The 358-nt window shown below is 76.5% G+C and carries 1 protein-coding gene; it reads left to right on the top strand.

What is annotated here, in order from left to right; genetic code table 11:
- On the top strand, positions 1 to 337 hold a 337-nt coding region (locus B2P18_RS03080), incomplete at its 5' end, for an alpha/beta hydrolase family protein (RefSeq protein ID WP_286955794.1).
- Positions 338 to 358: the final 21 nt, after the last annotated feature.

The raw sequence follows: 358 nt of genomic DNA, 5'->3' as shown, positions 1-358 counted from the left end.
CCACGACGCCGAGCTGCTGCGGACCATCTCGCCGCTGCGGCTGGCCGACCGGATCGACGCGCCCGTGCTGCTGGTGCACGGCGCCCACGACACCAACGTCCCGCCGAGCGAGTCGCAGCAGCTCGCCGAGGCGGTGCAGGCGGCGGGCGGGACCGCGCGCTGCGAGATCGTGCCCGACGAGGGCCACGAGATCGTCCAGCCCGCCCGGCGTCGCGCGGCGGCCGAGCTGGTCCGGGACTGGACGCTGGCGGCCTTCGCCGCGGCGGTCAGCCCTGCCGGTGCGCCGTCACGAACGGGCAGGCGAACGGGTCCCGGTCACCCAGCCCCACCCGGTTGAGGTGCCGCGCGACGATGCCAT

Source organism: Arsenicicoccus sp. UBA2120 (assembly GCF_002330965.1).
Classification (GTDB): domain Bacteria; phylum Actinomycetota; class Actinomycetes; order Actinomycetales; family Dermatophilaceae; genus Arsenicicoccus; species Arsenicicoccus bolidensis.
This window is presented reverse-complemented; position numbering and strand designations above follow the sequence as displayed.